Consider the following 20,319-nt stretch of genomic DNA (forward strand, 5'->3'; position numbering starts at 1 on the left):
AATTTTCTGACAAATATTTCTCAAATAAACTTCGAGTCATTCTTACCATCAATCAATGAAAATAATTTCGATCGATCAACCAGTAAAAATCCACACAAGTTGTTCTTCATAATCTCTTAATGATCTTTCTAACACCTCGTCAGTGCCAGAAGCTGGACTTCGATATACTCAACAACTCAGCAATCTGCTTCGTTCGTTTCCGTCTATCTCGTCGGTATGTGCTCATTATAGGGCAATTTCTTACACGTGCAAGCGCTTTTAACGCACAGGAATCACGAGTGTTTTATTTTTATGCACCAAATTGGTTCAATTCCATACAATTCATTACATAAGTACATATTTTTAAAACAGAAATATAAATTAAATATTTCTGTTTTATTCTGTACCTAGTTTTTCACGACTGGTGCTTTAATCGTCACACTGGTGATTTTTACAGGGTTCACCGGCACATTTTGATGCATTCCATAGTTTCGGGTCGGTACTTTAGTAATCTGATCGACGATATCCATACCTTTAGTGACCTTACCAAAGACCGCATAGCCGGCATTTCTGGCAGAACGATCCAGGAAATCATTATCAACCAGGTTCACAAAGAATTGTGCTCGGGCAGAATCCGGCTGATTGGTACGCGCCATGGCTAAAGTACCGCGTTTATTTTGCAGACCATTCGATGATTCGTTTTTAATGGGTGCTTTGGTATTGGCTTTTTCCTGCATGTTCACATCAAAGCCACCGCCCTGCACCATAAAGCCTGGAATGACGCGGTGAAAGATCGTGTCCTTATAGAAGTTACTCTTTACATAGCTTTCAAAGTTCTTTGCCGAGATTGGTGCTTTGTCATTGAAGAGTTCAATTTCAATATTTCCTGATGAAGTCTTCATCTCAATAATCGTATTTGCAGCAAAGCTTGGTAGACTGAGCGCAGCAAGTGCGATCACACATAATGATTTCTTTAACATTTATTAACTCATCTACTTAGAAGTAATGGTTGTGAATGACTATATATTAATCTTTTATAACTCATAATGCAGTGATCTGCCGACTAAAGACAAGAGAATAAGAATGAAGCATGCATTATTACAGGAGCAAAATATCCACCAGTTTCCACCTTGGCGTTTGCAGGGTGAAGGTTTTATTCTGAATTATTGGCTGACCCCCAGCTTTATTGAGCAAGCGAAACAGTTCCGGATCGCACCATCTCCGCTGGGGCGGATGGTCCAAGTCTTATTGGTGCGTTATCATTCTTCGCCGATTGGCCCTTATGATGAGTTACTGATTCTGGATCATCCTTTAATTAGTAAACGGCACCTCAGCTCGATTCCTAAAATTTATGTGTCTACCCATGAGTCTGTGGTACACGGTCAGCATTTATGGGGCATTCCCAAAGAACATGCGCAATTTGAATGGCAGGAAAAGGATCAGGAAGTGCTGTGTCAGATTCAGCATCAAAACCAGCATATGACAATTCGGCTGAAGAAAACCAAATCTGCACGCCAGTTCTACATTAATAGTCATCATATTCCAGCATCTATGCTGAAGATTCAGCAAGCCTGGAAAGGTCAGCGTTTTCAGTTTAGTCCACAGTTCCGTGGTCATCTCTCCAAACTCTCGCAAGTAGAATGGCAAGATATCGACAATATATTTCCAGACTTTTCCAAAGCCAAATTGCTGCAAAGCTTTTATGTTCCCAAATTCAATCTGATCTTTCCTGAAGCGCAGATCAGCAGCAAAGTATAAGAATTGATAAAAACCTATCTATAAAAAAAGGTGTTTCATGAGAAACACCTTTTTGCATTCACGCCTTGGATTTAACTATTTTTGTCCCAGAATTTGCGGAAATTTTTGCTGATCTCAATCACATATTTTTTGGCACGGCGGGAGATCGGCGTCAGGTTGATAAAACCATGTGCCTGGTCGGTATATTCATGATAATGAACACTCACACCATTCTGACGTAGTTTATGCGCATAGATTGAACCTTCATCATGCAGGACATCATGACGTGCGGTAATCACATAGCTCGGCGGCAAGTTTTGCAATTCACCATAGGTCGGTGAAATCAGTGGATCATCTAATTCAATCTGATGGGTCTGGGCATACATGAAGGTCACCAGATCAATATCCTGCTCTGAAAGTACCAGTCCATCTTTATAGGCATAAAAAGATGGATGGCGACTTTTAAAGTCGACCGCTGGATAAAGCAAAAGCTGCGCTCGTGCGGCATAAGATTTACCTACACTGCGCTGAGCTACAACAGTAGCCAGATTTCCGCCGGCACTGTCCCCTGCCAAGGCAATCCGGTTTTTATAGACTTTTAGCTGCTTGCTATGCTGATGTGCCCACGCCAGGGCATCTTCACAAACCTGTACCATCTGCAAGGGGCTAAATTCTGGCGTCAGCGGATAAGCTACGCTTAACACCTGTACTTTGGCATGTACTGCCAGCAAGCGACAGAATTCATCATGGCTGTCCAGACCGCCCACCATAAATGCACCGCCATGATAAAAAATCACCATCGGCAACTTCTTTTGTGGAGCTGGATGATAATGCCGGGCAAAGATGCTGCCACTTTGCAAAGGCAGACGCAGCTCTTCTACCATTTTCACAGCAGTCGGTCTGGCCTGAATTGTTTTCATGCGCGCATCAAACGCCACCCGTGCCTGTGCGACATCTTCACTCAGAAAGCTGCCATGCCCCTGTTTAAGCTGAATCGCCATCAGGCATTTGACCATGGGGTCTAAATCAGGATAGTGATGAGGATAGTCCAAAGCCTTAACCAATGCGTCTTGTGCAATACCAGGTAAGCGATCCAGCATACGCGCTGCTGTGCCTTGCCCTTTTTCGATTACACTTTTCAGTACTGGATGATTCACAGTCATTATTTTTAGTCCTTATTCTCTTAATTCTTCATAGTTTCTACACGATTAGCGTTTCAGTGACCATATTCTTATATAAGTCTTAATATCTACGTACATATAGTTTTATCCAATACGTTAACCTGATTTATAAAAGATGTCATTGACCGTTTAAATGGTATTTTTGACGTAGTTTTGCGAGCTTCAGTATATTTTTTATTTCAAGTTGGGAGAATGCCTATGGCTGGCAAAATTATAGCTCTGTCTCTAGCGACTGCATTTTTGGCTGTAGGCTGTGTTGCTTTCCCTGAAGATGGTGGCTACTACGATGGCCGTTATGATCAGCGTTCTGATCGCCGCTATGAACAGGATCGTCGTTATGAGCAACAGCGTCGTTATGATCGGCAACGCTGGGAATATGAACAGCAACGTAAACGTATTGAACTGGATCGACGTAAACAGGAAGTGCAGCGTCGTAACTGGGAACAGGACCGTAAAAGACAGTTAGAACAGGACCGACGTAAAAGCCAGCTGGAACGACAACGCCAGGAACAGCAGCGTAAAAACATGATGAGCCAACGGCAAAAACAGGCTGAAACAGAACGTAATAAACGCCGCCTGGAGCAGGATCGTAAACGGATCACCGATCAACGTGCCAGAAAAGCCCAGCAAAACCGTTCATCTAACCCACGCTGGAGCGATAATCGACGTCAACAGCAACAACAGCGTCCACGCGATCGCCGTGATTAATACTTTGATTTCACTCTTTGTTAAAAAAGCCTGTAGCAGGCTTTTTTAATGGAAAATTTTATCTCAAGCTGATTGGATAAAAGCAGTATTTTTGCATGAAGGCCGGACTAAGCCGCCAAGCCATCATTTTTATCTTGATCAAAGCAAGAATGCTCAATTTTAGCAAAAAAAAAGGCCTATCTTAGAGAAAAAGATAAGCCACGAAAACACATTTCAAAATAAGAAGAAACTACAGCGATAGAATCTGGAATAAATATTAATCAAAAGTTCATCTATTGAGAAATACTTTATTGCTTAGATATTAATCGCTTTTATGTCTAATAAATAATCAGGCAAAAAAAAGCCGAGTCTTGGGGGAACTCAGCTTGAAAAAAGTAACTTGAAATAAGGCAACAGCAACCGAGTTCGGCTCTCTCCTCTGAACAAGGTCGCTGTCTATGTCAGTATCATGCAATTTTTTTACCAATATTTAAAACAGATTAAAATTATTAAATTTATTCAAAAATACGATTATCAATTTTTTATATTTATTTTCAAATAATTCATGTTTTATTTTAAAGCTCAGACTGTCTATTCAGCGACGTATACAACAATGATCAGATGACTCCTTGATCATTTACTTCAATTTATCTCCGCCTATATCGCGGTAAAAGCCTGCCATCTGCTCGCTGTTTTATTCAGAATTTTGTATAAATCTTAAATTTAATCTTGACTGACGCTTGAATTTTTACACCCTGCCCCGATTTCTTTAGGTAATCAAGAACTTCAACCATGGCAGTTCAGCATTAACGCAGTGAATACTGAGGCCTGAGGACTGTACATGTTTAAGAACCCATTTAAACGGAGTAAATCAATGGCGACTGAGCAAAACGAGCAAGCTCAAAAATTTGAGCAAGAGCAAGCGGAACAAGATACAGCGCAAACTCAAGCTGAAACCGAGCAGGCTGAAGTTTCCGTTGAGTCTTTACAAGAGCAGATTGCGCAGCTTGAAGGTGACTTAAAGTTAGAAAAAGCACGTACGGCCAATGCAGTCTACGAAGCACAAAAAAGTGTGGAACGTATTCAGCGTGAATCTGAAAAGCATAAAGATACCGTTTTAGAAAAGTTCTCTAAAGAACTTTTAGAAACCGTCGACAATCTCGAGCGCGCCATTGTTGCCGCAGGTGAAGAGAAAACTCCACTGCTGGAAGGCGTTGAACTGACACTTAAATCTTTATTGAATACCTTAGAGAAATTTGGAGTCGTGGTGGTAGACACCAGTAACGGCTTTAATGCTGATCTGCATCAGGCAGTTGGGATTGATCCAAATGCCAAAGCCAATGAAATTGGCACTGTTTTGCAAAAAGGCTACACGCTGAATAATCGCCTGTTGCGTCCGGCGATGGTCATGGTTGGCGCTTAAGCCAAATAAATTCGGGAGTTTGTGAAATTTTTTCAACAATTTTACTTGAAAAAAATCGAACGGCTCTCATATCGGATAACAAGTAAATCCCTTTTAATTTCCCTTTGATAAAGGGAAAAGTTTGGGAATAAAAAAATTTTTGAGGAAACATCCAAATGGCTAAAATCATTGGTATTGACTTAGGTACTACAAACTCATGTGTTGCAGTACTTGAAGGCGACAAAGTTAAAGTAATCGAAAACGCTGAAGGCGCGCGTACAACGCCATCAATTATTGCCTATAAAGATGGCGAAATTCTGGTAGGTCAATCGGCAAAGCGTCAAGCGGTAACGAATCCGAAAAATACCTTGTTCGCGATCAAACGTTTGATCGGTCGTCGTTATGAAGACCAAGCGGTACAAAAAGATATCGGTCTGGTACCGTACAAAATCATCAAAGCTGACAACGGTGATGCTTGGGTTGATGTCAACGACAAGAAACTTGCGCCACAGCAAATCTCTGCTGAAATCTTGAAAAAGATGAAAAAAACAGCGGAAGATTACCTGGGTGAAACAGTAACTGAAGCGGTCATTACCGTTCCTGCTTACTTCAACGATGCCCAGCGTCAAGCAACGAAAGATGCAGGTAAAATTGCAGGTTTAGAAGTGAAACGTATCATCAACGAACCAACGGCTGCTGCACTTGCGTTCGGTATGGACAAGAAAGAAGGCGACCGTAAAATCGCGGTTTATGACTTGGGTGGTGGTACATTCGACGTTTCAATCATTGAAATTGCGGATCTTGATGGCGACCAGCAAATCGAAGTGTTGTCTACTAACGGTGATACATTCCTGGGTGGTGAAGACTTCGATAACGCATTGATCGAATTCCTGGTTGAAGAGTTCAAGAAAGAACAAAACTTCAACTTGAAACAAGATCCGCTTGCGCTGCAACGTTTAAAAGAAGCTGCTGAAAAAGCGAAGATCGAGCTTTCTTCTTCGAATGCAACTGAAATCAACCTGCCATACATTACTGCTGATGCGACTGGTCCTAAACACTTGGTGATCAACGTAACACGTGCGAAACTTGAAGGTTTGGTTGCTGACTTGGTTGCGCGTACCATTGAGCCTTGCCGTATTGCACTTAAAGATGCTGGTCTTTCGACTTCAGACATCTCTGACGTGATTCTGGTGGGTGGTCAATCACGTATGCCAATGGTTCAACAGAAGGTTCAAGAATTCTTCGGTAAAGAGCCACGTAAAGACGTGAACCCTGATGAAGCAGTCGCAATGGGTGCTGCGATTCAAGGTGCGGTACTTTCAGGTGACAAAACTGACGTACTTCTACTTGACGTTACTCCGCTGACACTTGGTATCGAAACCATGGGTGGCGTGTTAACAGCAATCATCGAGAAAAACACCACGATTCCTGCGAAGAAATCTCAAGTGTTCTCGACTGCTGCTGACAACCAGCCTGCTGTAGACATTTCTGTGTTCCAGGGTGAACGTAAAATGGCACAGCAAAACAAATTGTTGGGTAACTTCCAATTGGGCGATATCCCACCTGCGCCACGTGGTGTGCCACAAATTGAAGTGTCTTTCGATATCAACGCTGATGGTATCTTGAAAGTATCTGCAAAAGACAAGAGCACGGGTAAAGAGCAATCGATCCAGATTAAAGCAAACTCAGGTTTGTCTGATGCTGAAATCGAAGCAATGATCCGTGATGCTGAAGCGAATGCTGAAGAAGATCGCAAATTCGAAGAATTAGCGAAAGCACGTAACGAAGCGGATGCGTTAGTTTCTTCTGCTCAAAAAGCAGTGAAAGATTTGGGCGAGCAAGTGACTGCAGACGAAAAAACTGCAATTGAAACTGCGGTTTCTGAGCTTGAAGCATCAACTAAAGAAAATGATGTTGAAGAAATCAAAGCGAAAACTGAAGCGCTTCAAAACATCATCATGCCGATCACTCAGCGTGCCTATGAAGCAGCTCAAGGCCAAGGCGGTGCGCAAGGGTTTGATCCGAACGCATTCGGTGGTGACGCTGGTCAACAACAGCAAAAAGCGGACGACGGCGTTGTAGATGCTGAGTTCACTGAAGTAAAAGATGACAAAAAATAATTTGTCGCTTTAACTGAAAAACCGCGCAATAGCGCGGTTTTTTTATGTCCAAATTTTAAAGCATGAAGGTAAAATGACTAAAAATGGATCGTATGTTCAAGTAAAGCTGTTTAAGCTAAATCCAGCATGAAACGACCATCAACCCTGAAAATTCTGATTTTGCGGCCTTTCAGCAATGGGTTAAAGCCATGTTATTGCTACAGGAACGCCACGCTTGTCGACTGTATGCCAAATCCGGCCGGGGTATGGAGCTGGAAGCGCAAGTTGGCTGACGCACGGGCTGGATCGAAACACCACAGGCTGACATCGTGGCCTTTTCCCTGAATATGCAGATGCACAGTCATATGGATCCGGCGATTCGCCTGGACATTTTACAGCAAACCTTGGCCGAATTAGGACTTTATCCAAAAGCTGAGCAGGAAGGCAAATAAGCATGGGAAATGCCTTAAAATTAAGCTATATTTTTTAAAAACAAGCATCTCAATAGCAATATGCGCCTTCTATTTTGTCTGGTCATCGTTGGGTTAATCCTGTCTGCCTCTATGCATATGCAGACCAAAGCTCATCCACAACTGCGCTACAACTCGCTTGCAGACCGGCTCAGTCATCCTTTTGACACACGTTTACGCTTTAAGGTCGATCAGGTAGATGCAGGCTTTGGGCTGAGTAAAGAGCAAGTGATTCAACTGAGCAAAGAAGCCGTCGAGATCTGGCATCAGGGCACCCATCGCGATGATCTGCTGCTCTATGATGAAAATGCCCAGCTGAGTATTCATCTGATCTATGATCAACGGCAACAGGAATATAATGCCTTAAAGAAAGTCGAAAAACAGTTGCTGGCAGATGATGCCCAGTATCAACGTCAGGTCAAAAATCTGGAAGCATCTTATCAACATCTGGAAAGTCAACAACAACGCTTGATCCAGCAAAGAGATCAGATTAATTATGAATTTCAGAAGCTACAGCAACGACGGCATCAGCCAAATTTATCTGCCTATGAGCACGAACAATTAGAATATGAGTTTCAGGCTTTACAGCGCAAATCGGAAAATTTTAAACGGGAAGCCGAGTATCTTCAGCGACAGCAAAGTTCTTTTAACCTGAATGTTTCGCTGCATCAACATAGTCTTGAAAATCATCAACAGAATATCATTCAGGCCCAGCAACGTTTTCCTGCCCGTGAATTTCATAAAGGGGTATTTATGGGTCATCAGATTCATGTATATCAGTTTGATGCAGAAGATGATCTGCGTCTGACACTGGCTCATGAACTGGGGCATGCTTTGGGCCTGTATCATCATGATGATCCAGAGGCGCTGATGTATCCGGTACTGGGAAAACAGAATTTACAACACTTTCAGTTGCGACCTGCCGACAAGACTTTGCTGTATCACCGTTAAGTGATCAGCCTGAATTCCTTAATTAATTTAAGTGTATAAGTGTTATAAAAAACACTCTATTCGGATTTCATGTTATTGTGAACGGCTACATTGTTCAGGCCATCTTTGGAGATTCATGTGAGTTACTACCATATTTTAATTGAAGTAAATGACCACATTAGTACGATTGATGAAACGCGTGATATCGAGATCTTTGATATTGAGGATATTCAGCCACATCTTCATGCGATTTTATTGCCTTATTTCAATGAACAGCTGATTGAACTGGACGATGAGAATCTGGAATATAAAGATATTTTACATCTGGAAATCAAACAGACCCTCTTGCCGATCAATGACCTGATCGAAGAAGAGCAGCGCCTGTTGCCAAGTGATACCGATATTACCATTAGCGCTTATGAGATTTTTAATAATCGTGAGCTGAGTCAGGATGTCACATCAGTAATTTTTGACCTCTTGGAAGCGGTAAAACTGGAAAATTAAGTTTTCTTCAGATATAAAAAAGTCCTCATCAAGAGGACTTTTTTATTGTACGTGTTTAGATCGAGAATGAAGATCCACAACCACAAGTGGTGGTCGCATTCGGGTTTTGCACCACAAAGCGTGAACCTTCCAGACCTTCCAAATAATCTACAACGGAACCGACCAGATATTGATAGCTGAGTGAATCGACCAGTACTTTCACATCGCCGTTGGCAAATTCTGCATCATCTTCATTCTGACTTTCGGCAAAGTTAAAGCCATAAGAGAAACCTGAACAGCCGCCACCGGTAACATACACACGGAGCATTAAGTCTTGGTTACCTTCACTGTCACGCAACTGGCGTACTTTATTTGCGGCATTGTCGGTGAGCACAAGCGCTTGGGCATTCATGGCGGATTCCTCTGTTGAATGGAATGTCTTTAAAAAGAAAAGACCATATCGAAGTATAACACACTCAATATATGGTCAGTCTCTACAGATTAAAAGTCAAATCAGAGTAATTTTATCAGGATTATTTGTAGTTCTCATCCTGTAAGGCACATTCGAAGTTTTGCGGGTTCTGTTTACAACGGAATTGCCACAGCAGTTTCATCATGCGCTTATCATATACGCCGCGTTTGGTCAGGTCGATTCTGGAATCGCGCATCATTTTCTGATAGCCCGGTTTATCTGCAGCCGGAATATCCATCCAGTATTTTGCAGGAATATCGGCTTTCATTTTGCCCAGAATACCAAAAGCGCGCGGCAACTGGCTTCTCACCCATTCACGTGATTTTTGACCATAACCCGCCGGGAATTTATCGGGACGGATAATGATATTACCGGTCACTTGCAACACCGGATAATTCACAATCGCACCTTTTGTACCTAAGCCTTTGTGTAATTCTAGGGGTTTAAATACCGCAGCGGGTGCGCCAATGATATCAACCTGACCATTGTTAAACTTGGCGCCAAAGTTGGTGACATCGGCACTGACGGCTTGAGCACCAACCTGCTGCACCATGATTTTTTGTGCTTCATCATAGTCGAGTACCGCAATTTTTTTACCTGCGGCTTTGGCCACGGTATTAATACTACGGTCATTGACCAACAGAAAAGCATCACCGACAGGAATCACCCCCACCACTTCATATTTGCCATTGAGCATATGTTTGGCAAAAGTCGGACTCGCCAGACCCTGCATCACTTTAACGGCCAGATTCAGATCTGGAATCGCCCCGATAGCATCCAGTGAGCCGGTAAAGCTGTTGAACTGACGTCCGCGCATTCCAGTGACACTAATCCCGTCACATTTTCCAGCCTTAAAATCTTCTGCAACCACGGCTTCATTGGTATTCACTCTAAGCTCGATATCAGCGCCCCAGTTTTTCGCTGCCAGCTGATAATCTTTCATCACGCTATACACATCGCCATTTTTGCCCACCAGATCAAATACGCACATCACCTGTTTGGCCTGTACCAGACCTGAAACAGTAAATGTCGCTGCGGCCAATGCCAGTATTTTCCATCTTCTTTGCATCATCCTAATGTCCTTATACCTTGTTTTTGTTATTGCGATTTCAGCCGCATCTAATTATTTTTATATCAATCATAAGAAATCAATCTTTAGATCAAGCTTAAGCTATTTAATCAGCTGTACAATGGCTGATCTGCCTCAGTTCAACCACAAAAAAAGCTTAGACTCAGCTAAGCTTTTTCTTTAAAAATCAAATTACTCACCCGAAAGTGAACACTCAAAATTGGCTTTGTCGACAGAACAGCGCGCGCGTTTTAACACTGACATCATGCCAGCATCATAGATTCCGCGTTTGGTCATGTCCATACGGCCATCACGTAACATTTTCTGGTACTTGGTTCTATCTTCAGCGCTCAGATTCATTTTATATTTCGACGGAATTCCGGCTTCCAGACGGCCGATCATGGCCATACTTTTTGGCAGGTTTTTGATAAACCAGTCACGCGATTTTTGCCCAAAACCTGCCGGGAATTTTTCCGGGCGAATGACAAAATCGGACGTCACATGCAGCACCGGGAAATTAAACATCGCGCCGTTATTGCTAAGGCCTTTATAAATCTCTAGCGGTTTATAAGCATAGGCTGGTGCCCCCACCATATCCACCTGACCATTGTTAAATTTGGCCACAAAATTGGATACATCGGAAATCACGGCCTGTGCACCAACACGCTGCACCATAATTTTCTGGGCATCGTCATAGCCCAATACCGCGAATTTTTTACCTGCGGCTTTTTCGATCGAGTTAATATTTTTGTCACGGACAAAGATGAACGCCGAACCAAGTGGTGCAATCCCGGCAATTTCGTATTTTTTACCACCCAGATTAGTCACCATTTTGCTGGCATTGCGTTTGTCCAGCGCAAAACTAATGGCACGCTGTGCAATTGCATTGCTCGGTGCACCGCCCAGTGCATCGATAGAACCGGCAAATTTATTGTATTGACGGGCGCGCATGGCCGTCATAAATACACCATCACATTTTCCGGCTTTAAAATCATTGTCGGCAACAGCTTCATCCTGGCGGGCAATCAGATTGATTTCTGCGCCCCAGCCTTTTGCAGCTAGTGCCCATTCTTGCGCCATCTGGAAAGACTCACCTGATTTACCCAGTAAGTCAAACACGCAGATATCGACTTTTTCTGCATGCACCGCATTGGCAAAACCAAATGTAGAAAGTGCAGCCAATGATAAGAGTGCTTTTTTCATTGTATTATCCTTTGGAATCTTGTTATTCGCTGAGTGTCCTTACACGGAACAAATATTAAGCAAGTTTAATTAAAAAAAATAGAGCATTTACTCCATTTAAAACCCGTGTTTTGGCCTATAAAGATAAATCAGCGTATTTTCTAAATATTATTTTATAAAATATTTTTAAATATCAATTTCTTAATATTTAATAGAAGTTTCGTATCATTACATTTAATCCGTGAGAGTTACAAAGATATACATCATTTGAATTTTATTCGCCACTAATTGAACACTCAAAATTGGTTCTTTCGACGGTACAGCGGGCACGCTTCAATACCGTCATCATGCCGGGATCATAAATCCCCTGCCGGGTTAAATCGATGCGGCCTTCGCGCAGAATCTTCTGATAGGCGATGCGATCTTCACGGCTTAAATTCAGCTTATATTTATTGGGAATTTCCGCTTCCATACGTTTCACCATGGCAAAACTGCGCGGCAACTGTTTCACAAACCAGTCTCTGGATTGTACTGCGAAAGAGTCAGGAAATTTATCCTGCCGGATGATCAGGTCGGCGGTGACATTGATCACTGGAAAATTAATCATGGCGCCTTTATTGCCCAGACCTTTTTCTAATTCAAGCGGTTTAAAGGCATAAGCCGGTGCAGCCACAATATCGACTTCGCCCTGATTAAACTTACGAATAAAATTGGAAATTTCCGACATTACCGGCACGGCTTCAATCCGGTTGACCATAATTTTCTGGGCATAGTCATAATGCAGCACGGCAAATTTCTTGCCTTTTACCTGTTCCAGTTTATTCAGCTCGCGATCACGGACAAAAATATAAGCCGGGCCAATCTGTCCGATCCCGGCCACTTCAAATTTTTCTTTGCCAATCTGGGTGATCAGGCGCTTGCTGTTGCGTTTGTCCAGTACATAACTGATGGCTTTCATGGCAATGTCATTATTTGGCACACCACCAATCGCATCAATCGAGCCGGCGAATTTGTTATAGGCGCGGGCCCGCATGGAGGTCATATAGAAGCCATCGCATTTGCCTGCCTTGGCATCCTGATCCACTTTGGCTTCGTCCTGATAGGCAGTCAATTGAACATCAGCATTCCAGGCTTTTGCAGCTAAGGCCCATTCTTCCAGTAATTTAAAAGATTCGCCAGACTTGCCCAGCAAATCAAAAACACAGACATTTACTTTGGCATGACTTGAAGTCGATGCCAGTAGACCCAGTGCAGATAAAACTAGAAATCCCTTTTTCATTTTTATTTTACTCTATCGTATTTTTTTGCTCGATCAGCTTCTACTATAAACAACTGTTAATACTGAAAATAGAGCTTATACTCAACTTATGCGTCCATAATATATAAATTCACAGTATTTAAAAGCTGGCTCATTTCAGTAAAAGTCGTAAGATTTTTCATTTTCACAAGGCTTTCCTTTAGAATAGGCGCATCTTATTTCTTAGCTTTGATTTCTCAATGATTCAGTTAGACCAGTTATCTATACGTCGCGGTGGACGTGTTTTATTTCAAAAAGCGTCGATGCAGTTACACCCAGGATGGAAAATTGGCCTAACCGGTGTCAATGGTGCCGGGAAATCGACCCTGTTTTCAGCTTTGCTCGGCGGCATGGAGTCAGACACCGGTTCGTTGACCCGTCCTGCGGTATGGACCGTGGCGCATATGGCACAGGAAATCAAAGCGCTGAATATGAAAGCCATTGATTTCGTCTTGTCCGGCGATGAAGAATACTGGGATATTCAGCAGAAACTTGAGCAGCCAGATCAACTGGATGATGCAGAACTAGGGCATTTATATGGCCGTTTTGATGAAATTTCAGGTTATTCAGCACCGGCCAAAGCCTCGCAGCTGATGGCGGGTCTGGGCTTTTTTGAACATCAATCACAACTGGATGTTTCAAGTTTTTCCGGTGGCTGGCGTATGCGTCTGAATCTGGCACGTACCCTAATGAGCCGCTCAGACTTACTGCTCCTCGATGAACCGACCAACCATCTGGACTTGGATGCGATTCTCTGGCTCGAAGACTGGCTGAAAGCTTATGAAGGTACGCTGGTGTTGATTTCGCATGACCGGGATTTCCTCGATGCAATTACCGATCATATTTTACATATCGAAAATCAGGAACTGACTTTATATACCGGTAACTACTCGACTTTCGAGCGTACCCGCAGTGAACGTCTGGCGCAGCAGCAACAGGCGTATGAAAAGCAGCTGGAAACCCGCGCGCATCTGCAAAAATATATTGACCGTTTTAAAGCGCAAGCGACCAAAGCCAAACAAGCTCAAAGCCGGATTAAACAGCTGGAACGCATGCAAGAACTGTCTGCTGCGCATGTCGATACACCATTTACTTTCAGTTTCCGTGAACCGACCAAAATGAGTTCACCGTTATTGCAACTGGAACATGCCGATATCGGTTATGGCGACAAGCTGATTGTCACCAATGTAAATTTACAGATCACGCCAAACAGCCGGATCGGTTTGCTCGGAATGAATGGTGCTGGTAAATCCACACTGATTAAATCGCTGGTCGGTGACCTGAAACTGATTCAAGGCCTGCGTAAAGATTCAGAGCTACTGAATATTGGTTATTTTGCCCAGCATCAGATGGATGCACTGGATGGCAATGCCAGCCCGATGTTACAGCTGGCACGTATCGCCGATAAAAAAATCAGTGAAGCCAGTCTACGCTCCTTCTTGGGTAGTTTCGGTTTTAGTGGCGAACGTATGGATACGCCAAGCGAAAGCTTCTCAGGCGGTGAACGTGCACGTTTGGCCCTAGCACTGATTGTTTGGCAGCGTCCGAATGTACTGATTCTGGATGAGCCGACCAACCATTTAGACCTGGATATGCGTCATGCACTGACTATGGCTTTACAAGATTTTCAGGGTGCAGTGGTTCTCGTTTCGCATGAACGTCAGCTGATTGCCAGCGTCTGTGATGAACTGCTACTGGTACATAATGGTCAATGCCGTGAGTTTGATGGTGATCTTACTGCCTATGCTGACTGGTTACGCCAAGCCCGTATTGAGATGATCAAAAATGGGCAAAAGCCAGCAGAACCGGTGAAATCCCAAGTCGAAGTCAAACCGACTATTTCCAAACTGGACAAGGAAGCACAACGTAAGGAAGCTGCTCGCCAGCGGGAACTAAGTCGTCCGATTCGCAAGAATATTGAAAAATGCGAAGCACAGATGGCCAAACTACAGCCGCGACTGATTGAAATTGAAACCCTGCTAGGTGACAGTGCTTTATACGAAGCATCACGTAAAAATGATTTGCTGAAACTGATGAATGAGCAAACCGAGCTAAAAGCCAAACTGGAAACAGCCGAAGAGCAAATGCTAGAACTGATGATGGAACTGGAAAGTCTGGAACAGACGTTCTAAAGCTCTTTTAGTAAGATTTAAGATAAGAGATGAATGACCAACGTTGTTCATCTCTTTTTTATTCACTATTTTTAATGTTTTCTCTTCCATTTTCCCCCCTGTATTTTTTCATCTACGTCTAGATGTTTCTTTAATTCTGTTCTTTTCTATTCATTCGACACATAAGGTCATGAATTACGCAAACCCTATATAAGTTTATTTTTTAAACAGTTGGATGCCTTATTTCATACATTAATTTACAGCGCGCTGTTTCATCCTAAGGCTCTAATACAAGTGTTTTTTAATTTTTGGCAGCCTTGCTACGAGTCTGTTTAATGTTGAACTAGAGAGAGGAAATCCGCATGCGTGCTCTTACTTATCACGGTACTCGCGATGTACGAGTTGAATCTGTTCCTGATCCAGTCATTCAGGAAGCAGATGATGTCATTCTCAGAGTAACGGCTACTGCTATCTGTGGCTCAGACCTGCATCTTTATCGTGGGAAAATTCCCGCAACCGAACAGGGTGATATTTTCGGTCATGAATTTATGGGGGTGGTCGAAGAAGTCGGTCCTGAAGTCACTTCAGTAAAAAAAGGCGATCGGGTGATTATTCCCTTTGTGATTGCATGTGGCCACTGTTTTTTCTGTGAACACGAGCTGATGGCTGCCTGTGAAAATACCAATAGCGGACGTGGTGCAATTATCAATAAAAAACAGATTCCACCAGGTGCCGCCCTGTTTGGTTATAGCCATCTGTATGGCGGTGTGCCAGGCGGTCAGGCCGAATATGTGCGGATTCCCAAAGGCAATGTCGGACCGTTTAAGGTTCCCGGTTCCCTGCCTGATGAAAAAGTATTGTTTCTGACCGATATTTTACCCACAGCCTGGCAAGCTGTGACCAATGCCCAGATTGGCCGAGGTTCCAGTGTCGCCATTTATGGAGCTGGGCCGGTCGGTCTGCTGGCTGCGGCCTGCGCACGCATGCTTGGTGCCGAACAGATCTTTATGGTCGATCACCATCCTTATCGCTTGCGTTTTGCTCATCAAACTTATGGGGCGATTCCGGTCAATTTTGATGACGTGGATGCAGCCGAATTCATCATTCAAAATACGGCAGGTTATCGTGGTGTCGATGCGGTGATTGATGCGGTGGGTTTTGAGGCCAAAGGGAGTATGCTGGAAACGGTAATGACCAATCTAAAACTGGAAGGTTCGAGTGGTTCTGCGCTAAGACAATGTATTGCGGCGGTGCGCCGTGGCGGTGTGGTCAGTGTGCCGGGGGTTTATGCCGGTCCAATTCACGGTTTCCTGTTTGGTGATGCCTTCGATAAAGGTCTGACCTTTAAAATGGGACAAACCCATGTGCACAAGTTCCTGCCACAATTACTGGAACATATTGAAAATGGTGATCTTTCGCCAGACCTGATTATTACCCATCGCATGAAACTGGAAGATGCTGCTGAAGGTTATCGCATTTTCGATAAACGTGAAGAAGACTGCCGCAAGATTATCCTGACACCCTAAATAGCTTGGATAGCAAAAAGCGCCGTCAGGCGCTTTTTTTTACCGCATTTGATGAATTGTATTTTTTCTATTTTCAATCCACAAAACTTTGATGTCCTTTTCTGTTTTTTCTAAACATCCTGCATAGCATGATTGTCACAATGAAATTTAGACCTTAACCAGCAGATACAAATCTAAAGAGTTAAGAAAGGAAAGTAATAACACGATGATTTTAAATTAAAAAATGAAAATTCACTTGATTGTTAAATTAATTATGTAGTTTAACTACACCCTCTATTTTTCAATCAAAATATGTTTCACGCTCATTATTAAATAAAACTACAATAGATATATAAGTAATTAATTTTAAAAGTATTTGTAGTTTTCGATAAAAATAGCTGCTCAATCATGCTGACGAGTAGCTATTGATTTTGCAGGGTTATATAACAGAGGAAATATAACTCTAAATAGCACTTTAAATTCAAAACGCCATTTTAAATTCAAAAGCACTTACCCACAAGCCAAATATTTTTAAATTTAAAACCAGAAATTAACTAGAGAGGGAGTTGGTTTGTGGATAAATACAATCTTATTCACATAATTAATTAGGGATAACTTTGTAGTTATCCACATATTTGATCATATTTAGAGCAGACCTTAAAATAATCCTATTCACATATTATTTGAGATACGGCAGGATATTTTAATAAGCCATTCAAATAATAGAATTTAAAAAAACCAGCTTTATCATTTTGTATTTATTATTTTCCAGCTCTATCGCTCTCCACTCTTCAATTCGGCCTTCGCTACGGGTATTTTTCATACACCAACTTTGGCTTCAATGGCTTCTACACGCTATTTTGCAGCATATGTACAATTGATCCTAGTATCGATAGTTATCCTTTAAACCCTGCTAAAATCTTCATATTTATAGTGGCACAATTACTTCCCCACCATGATAAATTGCATTCATCCAGATCTCATACTTGTCTTTATATTGCTTACTTATGGATAATTTTTTTAGGTCGATTAGCCACCGCTTAATTCGACTTTTTTTTGCAGCTAAAATCAGCTGATCATTTGGCAGAAAAGCACGCTCTAGATTGGAATGCTTCTAAAATAATTCAGATGATATTCGCATAAATTTTGCATCAAAAAAGCGCCTCGAAAGGCGCTTTTTAAAATCATCTTAATCAGGTATCAATGTCTGCATTCAAGGCATTTTCTTCAATGAAGGCACGACGTGGTTCCACATCATCGCCCATCAGACAAGAGAACATGCGGTCTGCTTCAATCGCATCGGTGACTGTCACTTGCAGCATGTTACGGTTATCCGGATCCATGGTGGTTTCCCACAACTGTTCCGCATTCATCTCACCCAGACCTTTATAACGCTGGATCATCATACCGCGACGCGAGTCAGACAGAATATGCTGCCAAACCTGATGAAAATTGTTCACGTTAATCTTACGATCACCCTTTTGTAAATAAGCACCTTCTTCAAGCAGGCTGAACCAGCTCTTCGAATTCTTTAATAAACGTGCATATTCACTTGAACCTAAAAGCACAGAGTCTAATAGATAACTATGTGGCAGGTTATGCACATAGATGGTGATTCTTGGTAACCAGCTTTGAGTTTTCTGGCCATCTGCCAGTTCTTTCTCGAAAGATTCCAGCGTTAATTCTGGACGTAGCGTCGGCTGAATGGCTTCAATCGCTGCACGCAGGTTTTCACCCCAAGTTTCGACATAACTTTTATCTTCAAGCTGATCGAGTTTAAAGGCGTCCAGCGACAGCAAAGCATCGAGCAAGCTCGCCGGATAACGCTGGGTTAAACGCGCCAAGCTCTTCTGTGAGGTTTGATAATCGGCAATCACCCTTGCCAGTGCTTCACCACGAATCGCAGGTGCTTCAGCACTGATATGCAGTTCTAGCTCGTCAATGGCATTGGAAATCAGGTAAGTTTCCAGTGCATCGTTATCTTTGATGTACTGTTCCTGCTTGCCTTTTTTCAGCTTGTAGAGTGGTGGCTGGGCGATATAGATATGACCACGCTCGACCAGTTCCGGCATCTGACGGAAGAAGAAGGTCAACAGCAGCGTACGAATGTGCGAACCATCGACGTCAGCATCGGTCATGATAATGATTTTATGATAGCGCAGTTTGTCCGGGTTATATTCTTCACGACCAATACCACAGCCAAGTGCAGTAATCAGTGTGCCGACTTCCGCAGAGGAAATCATCCGGTCGAAACGCGCACGCTCTACGTTCAGAATCTTACCTTTCAGCGGCAAAATCGCCTGCATTTTACGGTTACGGCCTTGCTTCGCAGATCCACCCGCAGAGTCACCCTCGACCAGATACAGTTCAGACAAGGCTGGATCTTTTTCCTGACAATCGGCCAGCTTACCTGGAAGACCGGCAATATCCAGTGCGCTCTTGCGACGGGTCATTTCACGGGCTTTACGCGCTGCATCACGGGCACGCGCGGCATCAATAATTTTGCCGGCAATCGATTTCGCTGCTTGTGGATTTTCTAAAAGATATTCAGAAAATGCCTTGTTCATGGCCTGCTCAACCGCAGTTTTTACTTCACTCGACACCAGTTTTTCTTTGGTCTGCGAAGAGAATTTTGGATCAGGCACTTTCACCGAGACGATCGCGGTTAAACCTTCACGGGCATCATCCCCCGAGACTGCAACTTTTTCCTTTTTCAGGATATTTTCGCTGTCCATATAGTTATTTAAACCACGGGTCAGTGCAGCACGGAAACCGGCCAAATGTGTACCACCATCCTTTTGCGGGATGTTATTGGTAAAGCAGCGTACGTTTTCCTGATAAGAATCATTCCACTGTAATGCCACTTCTACCGTAATGCCGGTATCGGGCTGTGCAGTAGTGAAATGGAAAATATCGTTCAGATGCGTTTTGCCTTCGTTAATGTATTTAACGAACTCAGATAAACCACCTTCATAATCATAGATATTTTCAAGGTTGACGCGCTCATCGCGAAGTACAATGCGTACACCTGCGTTCAGAAACGATAGTTCACGCAAACGACGCGCCAGAATATCGACATTGAATATGGTTTGGCTAAAAGTTTCAGCACTTGGGTAAAAACGTACAGTGGTACCTGACGTTTCGGTTATCCCTGTTTCACGTAATTTATAAACAGGATCACCATGACGGTATTCCTGTTCATAAGTTTTACCTGCACGACTGATGTTCAACAGTAGTTTTTCAGAGAGTGCGTTGACCACAGACACACCTACGCCATGCAGACCGCCTGAGACCTTGTAACTGTTGTCATCAAACTTACCGCCGGCATGCAGAATGGTCAAAATCACCTCTGCCGCAGACACGCCTTCTTCAGGGTGAATATCAGTTGGAATACCACGACCGTTGTCAGAAACTGAAACCGATTCATCTTCATGAATAGTCACTATAATTTCATCACAGTGGCCTGCCAAGGCTTCATCAATCGAGTTATCGACTACTTCGAACACCATGTGGTGCAAGCCTGTACCATCGTCTGTGTCACCAATGTACATGCCCGGACGCTTACGTACTGCGTCTAAACCACGTAATACCTTGATGCTAGAGGAATCATAAGCCTTTTCAATGGTTTGTTCTGTTTGAGAAGCAGCTTGATCTTCTGAACTCATGGTTTCTCCCTAGTGAAAAATAGGTCTATCCCAAGATGGGTAAAACTAAA

15 protein-coding genes and 1 pseudogene are annotated in these 20,319 nt (G+C 43.0%); 9 read left to right on the forward strand and 7 right to left on the reverse strand.

Annotated elements, in window-relative coordinates; all coding sequences use genetic code 11:
- Positions 1–386: 386 nt before the first annotated feature.
- Positions 387–959, reverse strand: a complete 573-nt coding sequence (locus FTU87_RS14095; protein WP_180097691.1) for a peptidylprolyl isomerase — start codon at positions 957–959, stop codon at positions 387–389.
- A 103-nt stretch (positions 960–1,062) separates the two neighbouring features.
- Here FTU87_RS14095 and FTU87_RS14100 point away from each other — a divergent pair, with 103 nt between their 5' ends.
- Complete coding sequence (locus FTU87_RS14100) at positions 1,063–1,737, forward strand: acetoacetate decarboxylase family protein (RefSeq protein WP_100355786.1); 675 nt, start codon at positions 1,063–1,065, stop codon at positions 1,735–1,737.
- A 71-nt stretch (positions 1,738–1,808) separates the two neighbouring features.
- On the opposite strand, the gene FTU87_RS14105 is transcribed toward FTU87_RS14100, so the two are convergent.
- Entirely contained in the window at positions 1,809–2,879 is a 1,071-nt protein-coding gene (locus FTU87_RS14105; RefSeq protein WP_180076464.1) for an alpha/beta hydrolase, read from the reverse strand.
- A 216-nt stretch (positions 2,880–3,095) separates the two neighbouring features.
- On the opposite strand from FTU87_RS14105, the gene FTU87_RS14110 reads away from it, so the two are divergent.
- The 6 genes and pseudogenes from FTU87_RS14110 to FTU87_RS14135 all read left to right on the forward strand — a co-directional run bounded on the left by FTU87_RS14110 (position 3,096) and on the right by FTU87_RS14135 (position 8,989).
- Positions 3,096–3,605, forward strand: coding sequence for a hypothetical protein (locus tag FTU87_RS14110; RefSeq protein ID WP_100329870.1), 510 nt, complete (start codon positions 3,096–3,098; stop codon positions 3,603–3,605).
- An 853-nt stretch (positions 3,606–4,458) separates the two neighbouring features.
- The gene (gene grpE / locus FTU87_RS14115; RefSeq protein ID WP_005173545.1) at positions 4,459–5,007 is read left to right on the forward strand and encodes a nucleotide exchange factor GrpE; all 549 of its coding nucleotides are present in this window, start codon (positions 4,459–4,461) and stop codon (positions 5,005–5,007) included.
- A 155-nt stretch (positions 5,008–5,162) separates the two neighbouring features.
- The gene (gene dnaK / locus FTU87_RS14120) at positions 5,163–7,106 is read left to right on the forward strand and encodes a molecular chaperone DnaK (RefSeq protein ID WP_005173542.1); all 1,944 of its coding nucleotides are present in this window, start codon (positions 5,163–5,165) and stop codon (positions 7,104–7,106) included.
- A 170-nt stretch (positions 7,107–7,276) separates the two neighbouring features.
- A pseudogene (locus FTU87_RS14125) lies at positions 7,277–7,537 on the forward strand (OXA-134 family carbapenem-hydrolyzing class D beta-lactamase); the annotation flags it as partial.
- A 60-nt stretch (positions 7,538–7,597) separates the two neighbouring features.
- A complete protein-coding gene (locus tag FTU87_RS14130) occupies positions 7,598–8,506 on the forward strand; it encodes a matrixin family metalloprotease (RefSeq protein ID WP_100329869.1) in 909 nt (302 codons plus the stop codon).
- A gap of 105 nt (positions 8,507–8,611) precedes the next feature.
- Positions 8,612–8,989 (forward strand): hypothetical protein, encoded by a 378-nt coding sequence (locus tag FTU87_RS14135; RefSeq protein ID WP_167381287.1) that lies wholly within the window; start codon positions 8,612–8,614, stop codon positions 8,987–8,989.
- Between the two features lie 55 nt (positions 8,990–9,044).
- Here FTU87_RS14135 and erpA read toward each other — a convergent pair whose 3' ends face one another.
- The 4 genes from erpA to FTU87_RS14155 all read right to left on the reverse strand — a co-directional run bounded on the left by erpA (position 9,045) and on the right by FTU87_RS14155 (position 12,970).
- The gene (gene erpA / locus FTU87_RS14140; protein WP_004281944.1) at positions 9,045–9,380 is read right to left on the reverse strand and encodes an iron-sulfur cluster insertion protein ErpA; all 336 of its coding nucleotides are present in this window, start codon (positions 9,378–9,380) and stop codon (positions 9,045–9,047) included.
- 121 nt (positions 9,381–9,501) lie between these two features.
- Positions 9,502–10,509 (reverse strand): putative solute-binding protein, encoded by a 1,008-nt coding sequence (locus tag FTU87_RS14145; RefSeq protein ID WP_074384156.1) that lies wholly within the window; start codon positions 10,507–10,509, stop codon positions 9,502–9,504.
- Between the two features lie 192 nt (positions 10,510–10,701).
- Complete coding sequence (locus tag FTU87_RS14150) at positions 10,702–11,712, reverse strand: putative solute-binding protein (protein ID WP_159138959.1); 1,011 nt, start codon at positions 11,710–11,712, stop codon at positions 10,702–10,704.
- Positions 11,713–11,965: 253 nt separating this feature from the next.
- On the reverse strand, positions 11,966–12,970 hold the full coding sequence (locus tag FTU87_RS14155) for a putative solute-binding protein (RefSeq protein WP_100329866.1): 1,005 nt from the start codon (positions 12,968–12,970) through the stop codon (positions 11,966–11,968).
- A gap of 218 nt (positions 12,971–13,188) precedes the next feature.
- Here FTU87_RS14155 and FTU87_RS14160 point away from each other — a divergent pair, with 218 nt between their 5' ends.
- Positions 13,189–15,120 (forward strand): ATP-binding cassette domain-containing protein, encoded by a 1,932-nt coding sequence (locus FTU87_RS14160; protein ID WP_180086087.1) that lies wholly within the window; start codon positions 13,189–13,191, stop codon positions 15,118–15,120.
- A gap of 341 nt (positions 15,121–15,461) precedes the next feature.
- Positions 15,462–16,625, forward strand: coding sequence for a zinc-dependent alcohol dehydrogenase (locus FTU87_RS14165; protein ID WP_005173519.1), 1,164 nt, complete (start codon positions 15,462–15,464; stop codon positions 16,623–16,625).
- Between the two features lie 1,172 nt (positions 16,626–17,797).
- On the opposite strand, the gene gyrB is transcribed toward FTU87_RS14165, so the two are convergent.
- Positions 17,798–20,269: a DNA topoisomerase (ATP-hydrolyzing) subunit B gene (gene gyrB, locus FTU87_RS14170; RefSeq protein ID WP_180086089.1), complete on the reverse strand. Its 2,472-nt coding sequence runs from the start codon at positions 20,267–20,269 to the stop codon at positions 17,798–17,800.
- Positions 20,270–20,319: the final 50 nt, after the last annotated feature.

This window comes from Acinetobacter sp. YH12156 (genome assembly GCF_013418235.1).
Taxonomy (GTDB): domain Bacteria; phylum Pseudomonadota; class Gammaproteobacteria; order Pseudomonadales; family Moraxellaceae; genus Acinetobacter; species Acinetobacter pseudolwoffii.